This window comes from Candidatus Protofrankia californiensis, assembly GCF_900634765.1.
In the GTDB taxonomy this organism is placed as follows: Bacteria; Actinomycetota; Actinomycetes; order Frankiales; family Frankiaceae; genus Protofrankia; species Protofrankia californiensis.
The window spans coordinates 40731-46849 of record NZ_CAAAFT010000095.1; the positions used below are offsets into that span (position 1 = coordinate 40731).

Genomic DNA, 6119 nt, shown 5'->3' on the forward strand with positions numbered 1-6119 from the left:
CGTCCAGGGCGCGACGAGCGCGTTGCAGGGCTTCGGTACGGGTCGCGCCCGTGACGATCAGCTTGGCAAGCAGCGAGTCGAAGGCACCACCGATCACGTTGCCGGATTCGACGCCGGTGTCGACGCGCACGCCCGGCCCGGTGGGCGCGACGAACCGGGTGACCGTTCCCGGCGCCGGCAGGAAGCTGCGGCCCGGATCCTCACCGTTGATGCGGAACTCGATCGAGTGCCCCCGTGGGGTCGGGTCGACCGGGTCCAGCGCCTCACCTTCGGCGATCCGGAACTGCGCCCGGACGAGATCGATGCCGCTGGTCTCCTCGGTGACGGGATGCTCGACCTGCAGCCGGGTGTTGACCTCGAGGAAACTGATCATGCCGTCCCGGGCGACGAGGAACTCGACCGTCCCCGCTCCCACGTAGCCGGCCTCCCGGCAGATCGCGCGGGACGCCTCGTAGAGCGAGTCGTGCTGGGCCTCGGTGAGGAACGGTGCCGGCGCCTCCTCGACGAGCTTCTGGTAGCGCCGCTGCAAGGAGCAGTCCCGAGTGCCGACGACGACGACCGTGCCGTGGCTGTCCGCGAGGATCTGGGTCTCGACGTGGCGTGGCTGGTCGAGGTAGCGCTCCACGAAGCACTCACCGCGGCCGAAGGCGGCGGTGGCCTCACGCACCGCGCTTTCGAACAGCTCGGGTAGCTCCTCGGCGTTCCAGGCGACCTTGAGCCCGCGGCCACCGCCCCCGAACGCAGCCTTGATCGCGACCGGCAGTCCGTACTGGTCGGCGAAGGCCACGACCTCGTCCACGCTCCCGACCGGGTCGGCGGTGCCCGGTGCCAGCGGTGCGCCTACGGCGAGGGCGATATGGCGGGCCGCGGTCTTGTCACCGAGGCGCCGGATCGCTTCGGGTGGCGGTCCGATCCAGGTCAGCCCGGCGTCGATGACGGCCTCGGCGAAGTCGGCGTTTTCCGACAGGAAGCCGTATCCGGGGTGGACGGCGTCGGCGCCGCTGGCGCGACACGCGTCGAGAATCTTGTCGATCCGCAGGTACGAATCACCCGGCGTGCTGCCGGAGAGGGCGTACGCTTCGTCCGCGATGCGTACGTGCAGGGCGTCGATGTCGGGCTCCGCGTACACGGCGACGCTGGCATACCCGGCGTCGCGGCATGCCCGGGCAACCCGGACAGCGATCTCTCCCCGGTTGGCAATGAGGATCTTACGCACGTTTCTCCCGTCCTCGTTCAGCGTGGCTGAGTCTAGGCGAGTTCGGCGGTGCAGGCTGTTGTTCTGGCGCTGGCAAAAGGAATCGTCGGGCAGGTCGTGTACTGCCGGGGCAGTGGTCCCTCCGACGGACTCGATCACCGACATTGATCGGGCGGGTCTGTTGGTCGGATCTGCGCTTGCCGGAATCGCGTTAATGGTGTATTAGCATGATCCCATGCATGATCGTAGGAGACGCCGGGGAATGCGCTTCCCCAACGCCTCTCAAACCTGTCATTCACGTCGTTTCGCGATGCCGGACCGGATGCCCGGCCTTGCACACTGGTCGGCGATATCGGATTGTGATCACAAAATTACCAGTCGGCGCGTGTTCGGATACCTTGAGTGAACCCTGTCCGGCGCCACACGTCCGGTCCGGAATGCACGCTCTGCCGAAATGCCGTGGACCGGTCCGTCCAACCCGAGGGAGCCGGCTGTGGGGCTCTCGGCGCTGCCGCCCGCAGGCAGAGCACCGCTACCAGGGCGGCTATTTCCTCGGCGGACGCGTTCGTCGGCACCACCCGAAGGTGCGGGGCACGACCGTCACCACCGCTGTCCATCTGATCATCCTTTCGTGGGTCTCGGTCCGTTCGCCGACCCCCGCCACCGGTGGGACGGCAAGGATCGGCAGGAGTGGCCGGGACGTCCCGCGTGAGCGTTACGGCAGGATCACAGCGGGATGTTTCCATGCTTTTTGGGAGGGAGGGACTCCCGCTTGGTCCGCAACAGCCGAAGAGCCCGGATCACCTCACGCCGGGTCGCCGACGGAGGAATGACCGCGTCGACGTATCCGCGTTCGGCGGCTATGTACGGGGTGGCGAAGTGCGCGGTGTAGTCGGCGATCAGCTCCGCGCGGCGGGCGTCGGGATTCTCGGTGGAGGCGAGCTCGCGGCGGTAGATGATGTTCACGGCGCCCTGGGCGCCCATCACCGCGATTTCCGCGGTCGGCCAGGCCAGGTTGATATCGGCGCGCAGGTGCTTCGAACCCATGACGTCGTAGGCGCCGCCGTACGCTTTACGTGTGATAATGGTCACTTTTGGAACCGTCGCCTCGGCGTAGGCGTATATAAGTTTCGCGCCCCGGCGGATGATGCCGTTCCATTCCTGCGAGGTTCCGGGCAGGAAGCCCGGCACGTCGACCAACGTGAGAATCGGGATGTTGAAGGCGTCACACGTTCGGACGAAGCGGGCCGCCTTCTCGCTGGCGTCGATGTCGAGGGTGCCGGCGAAATGCATCGGCTGGTTGGCGACGACGCCGACGGAACGCCCGTCCACCCGTCCGAACCCGCAGATCATGTTCTGCGCGAACTGGGCGTGGACCTCGAGGAAGTCACCGTCGTCGAGAAGGTAGCCGATCACCGTGTGCATGTCGTACGGCGTGTTGGGGGAATCCGGGACGAACACGTCCAGCTCCGGACTGACCTCCGCCTCCACGTCGGCCACCTCGGCGAAGGCGGGGGCGTCTGTCAGGTTGTTCGACGGCAGGAACGCCAGTAGCGCCTTGGCGGTCTCCAGGCAGTCGAGCTCATCCGCGGCCTGGAAGTGGGCGACCCCGCTGCGGGAGTTGTGCGTGTGGGCGCCGCCGAGCTCCTCCATGCCGACGTCCTCGCCGGTCACGGTCTTGATGACGTCCGGACCGGTGATGAACATGTGGCTGGTCTGGTCGACCATCAGCGTGAAGTCGGTGATGGCGGGGGAGTACACGGCACCGCCGGCGCACGGACCCATGATCAGCGAAAGCTGCGGGACGACTCCCGACGCCATCACGTTGCGATAGAAGATCTCGCCGTACAGCCCGAGCGCGACGACGCCCTCCTGGATGCGCGCGCCGCCCGAGTCGTTGATGCCCACCACCGGGCAGCCGGTCTTCAGAGCCAGATCCATGATCTTTATGATCTTCTCGCCGAGAACCTCGCCGAGGCTGCCGCCGAAGACGGTGAAGTCCTGGCTGAACACGCACACCTGACGGCCGTCGACCGTGCCGTAGCCGGTCACCACACCGTCACCATAAGGGCGGTTTCGGGCCAGGTCGAAGTCGTGCGCACGGTGCCGGGCGAAGGCATCCGTCTCGACGAAGGAGCCGGGGTCGAGGAGCGCCTCGATGCGCTCACGGGCTGTCATCTTGCCTTTGGCGTGCTGCGCGTCGACGGCCCGTTGGGAACCGGCATGCACCGCTTCGTCGGTCACTCGCTTCAACTCGGCGATTTTGCCGGCGGCCGTGAGAGGATCGGGTGCCAGATCCTGCGAGGGGTTCTGAGCGGGAACGGGAAGCGCCATGCCGGGCAGCGTACGGCCGGCGCGGCCTCACGTGCTCGATTCGCCGGCAACAGCCGCTGCACCCCAGGCGCGCCGCCGCATCCGGGCCGCGCCCGGCAGGGATCTGGCAGAGACGTGATAATTCGGTATCCGCCGCATGAGCCCGCCGGCGCATTCCGGCGCATTCCGGCGCGGTTGCGGCCGGCGCTGGGATACCGTGGACGTGCGACTGCGGTGCGATATGATTTTTCGTACGTCTGCGGTGAGGATGCGGTGGCACTCTGGCTGACATGTGGATATCGATGACGCGACACCGACGGTTTCCTCTGGACGGCGGCCTGCTGCCGGCCGCTCTTGCCGGAGACGGCCTGGATGTCCGGGTCGTCCAGGAGACCGGTTCGACCAATGCAGATCTTGTCGCTGCCGCGAAGGCCGGTGCTGGCGAGGGCCAGGTGCTCGTCGCCGAGCTCCAGTGGGCCGGGCGCGGGCGTCTCGACCGGTCGTGGGCGTCGCCGTTGGGTGCGGGTCTGACTTTCTCCGTACTGCTGCGGCCTGCCGTGCCGGCGGGGGTTCTGGGCTGGCTCCCGTTGGTCACAGGCCTGTCACTGGTCTCGACGCTGCGTGAGTTCGCGGGGATACCGGCGACCCTCAAATGGCCGAACGATGTGCTCGTGGACGGCGCGAAGCTGGCGGGGATCCTGGCCGAGGCCGTTCCCAGCCAGTCCGGGACGGCCGCGGTGGTTATAGGTGTGGGCCTCAACGTCGACACCGACGTCGACGAGCTGCCACCGGGAGCCACCAGCGTCGTGTTGTGCCAGCAGCGGGCGTCGCGACCGGCCGTCGGCCGTGGCGAGTTGCTCATCGAGCTGTTGCGGGGGCAGGTCAGGGTGTATCGGCGGTGGCTCGCCGAGCCCGCCACCGCCGGGGATGCCTACCGGTCGGTGTGCGACACGCTCGGCCAGCAGGTGCGGGTCGAGCTGCCCGACGGGTCGGCCGTCACGGGAACCGCGACCGATGTGGACGATCACGGCCGGCTGGTCGTCGACGGGCGGGCGTTCGCCGCGGGGGATGTCGTCCACCTCCGCTGACTAAGGCGGCCTTCACCGCGTAGTGACGCCGCCGCGCGACGCTGACCGGGGCGGCCTTGCCGCCGGATGGCGCCGTGGCCGGATGGCGCCGTGGCCGGATGGCGCGTCCGCCAGCCCCTCGGCCCGGCCGCTGCCCCGACGGTGAGACGATCGCCGGGTGGGATTCCCGGACAACATTCTGACCAGCGACGAAGAGGTCGTGCTGCACCTCCATCCACACTGGATCAGGCTGGCCGGACCGGCGGCGGCCTTCGTCGTGCTTCTCGGCCTGACCCTGTTCGGTGTACTGGCTGTTCCGGCGGGTTCGTTCCAGCACGCGGCCCAGTGGCTTGCCATCACAGCCGCGGCTGTCCTGCTCTTTTTCGCGAGCCTGCGGCCGTGGCTGCGGTGGATCACGACGAGCTACGTCGTCACGACGGAGCGGCTCGTCATCCGCGAGGGAATTCTCTCCCGCCACGGCCGTGACATCCCGTTGCTCCGGCTCAACGACATCTCGTTCGACCACTCGTTCTGGGAACGCCTGGTGGGATCCGGTACGCTGACGATCGAAAGCGGGGGAGAACGCGGTCGAATCGTGCTGGCGAACCTGCCCCACGTCGAAGAGGTGTACGGCACGCTCTACCAGCTGGCCGAGGAGAACGCGACACGGCTGCGCGGTCCCGCCGACGACGGCGGTTATTCACGTTAGTTTCCTCGGGCCTGCAAGCACACAAAAAACAAAGATTGCGTGCTCTTCGGTCGACAGTTTCCTCGGGTCTCCGAGCGCGTGAAAAACAATAGTCGTGTGCTGTTCAGTCCGGTCGCCACAGCCCCGTCAGGTCAGCGGATCGAATCCCTTCCACCACTCGAAGAGCGCCGCCGCGTCGGTGCTCCCGGCGGCGAAGGTGACGAGATCGTCGTCGTAGCTCCAGAATATGACGTAGTAGCCGTTGTCGTAGTAACACAGCAGCGATCCGACGTCGACATTCGGGTCGCTGCGCAGATGCCAGGTCTCGACACTGTTCCTGCCGTTCCGGCAGGCACCGTCCTCGGTGATCTGGTCCGACCGGTACTCGATGTCGCCGTGCAGCGAGCCGCTGTCGTAGTAGTGGAAAGCGCGTACCGTCGTCCCGTTGCTCGACCTGCATTTCAGGGACGCGTCTATGTCGGAGTCCTCGTCGTCCGAGTTTTCCACACAGTCGGTCATTTCGGTGGGGTCCAGCATCGCTTCCAGGTCGTTTTCGGCCGCGGTGAGGCCGCCTGTGGACCTGGTGGTCGATGGTGTCGTGGAGGGGGTTGACGGCCGGGTGGACGTCGTGGCGCTCGTCGGCCCCGCAGGGATCACCGGCAGGGTCGGGCCGGCGGATGGTCCGGTCTTCGGTTTGTCCGAACTAGCCGCGGTCAGCGCGATCACCGGGACGGCGACGGCGATGAGCACCGCCGCGGCGATCCCGGCGATCAGTCCTGTCCGTCTCGAGGCCGGTCGTCCCGATGGCCCGCCGGACGGATACGGGCCGGACGGATACGGGCCGGACGGATACGGG

The 6119-nt window shown here is 67.4% G+C and carries 6 protein-coding genes and 1 pseudogene; 3 read left to right on the plus strand and 4 right to left on the minus strand.

The window, feature by feature from the left end; all coding sequences use genetic code 11:
• The 3 genes from DD1DGNOD_RS05790 to DD1DGNOD_RS05800 form a co-directional block, all read right to left on the minus strand.
• A partial coding sequence (locus DD1DGNOD_RS05790; protein WP_241255489.1) for an acetyl-CoA carboxylase biotin carboxylase subunit occupies nt 1-1216 on the minus strand: 1216 nt, incomplete at its 3' end.
• Nucleotides 1217-1566: 350 nt separating this feature from the next.
• On the minus strand, nt 1567-1941 hold the full coding sequence (locus DD1DGNOD_RS05795; protein ID WP_346434273.1) for an acyl-CoA carboxylase subunit epsilon: 375 nt from the start codon (nt 1939-1941) through the stop codon (nt 1567-1569).
• Nucleotides 1922-3529: an acyl-CoA carboxylase subunit beta gene (locus DD1DGNOD_RS05800; protein ID WP_131765579.1), complete on the minus strand. Its 1608-nt coding sequence runs from the start codon at nt 3527-3529 to the stop codon at nt 1922-1924. The genes DD1DGNOD_RS05795 and DD1DGNOD_RS05800 overlap by 20 nt, the downstream gene beginning before the upstream one ends.
• Before the next feature lie 281 nt (nt 3530-3810).
• Here DD1DGNOD_RS05800 and DD1DGNOD_RS05805 point away from each other — a divergent pair, with 281 nt between their 5' ends.
• Both DD1DGNOD_RS05805 and DD1DGNOD_RS05810 read left to right on the plus strand, forming a co-directional pair.
• The gene (locus tag DD1DGNOD_RS05805; RefSeq protein WP_131765580.1) at nt 3811-4596 is read left to right on the plus strand and encodes a biotin--[acetyl-CoA-carboxylase] ligase; all 786 of its coding nucleotides are present in this window, start codon (nt 3811-3813) and stop codon (nt 4594-4596) included.
• A gap of 157 nt (nt 4597-4753) precedes the next feature.
• Complete coding sequence (locus DD1DGNOD_RS05810) at nt 4754-5284, plus strand: PH domain-containing protein (protein WP_131765581.1); 531 nt, start codon at nt 4754-4756, stop codon at nt 5282-5284.
• Nucleotides 5285-5410: 126 nt separating this feature from the next.
• Here DD1DGNOD_RS05810 and DD1DGNOD_RS26575 read toward each other — a convergent pair whose 3' ends face one another.
• On the minus strand, nt 5411-5800 hold the full coding sequence (locus tag DD1DGNOD_RS26575) for a hypothetical protein (RefSeq protein WP_165034780.1): 390 nt from the start codon (nt 5798-5800) through the stop codon (nt 5411-5413).
• Between the two features lie 61 nt (nt 5801-5861).
• On the opposite strand from DD1DGNOD_RS26575, the pseudogene DD1DGNOD_RS26580 reads away from it, so the two are divergent.
• Nucleotides 5862-6119 (plus strand): annotated as a pseudogene (locus tag DD1DGNOD_RS26580) (hypothetical protein); the annotation flags it as partial.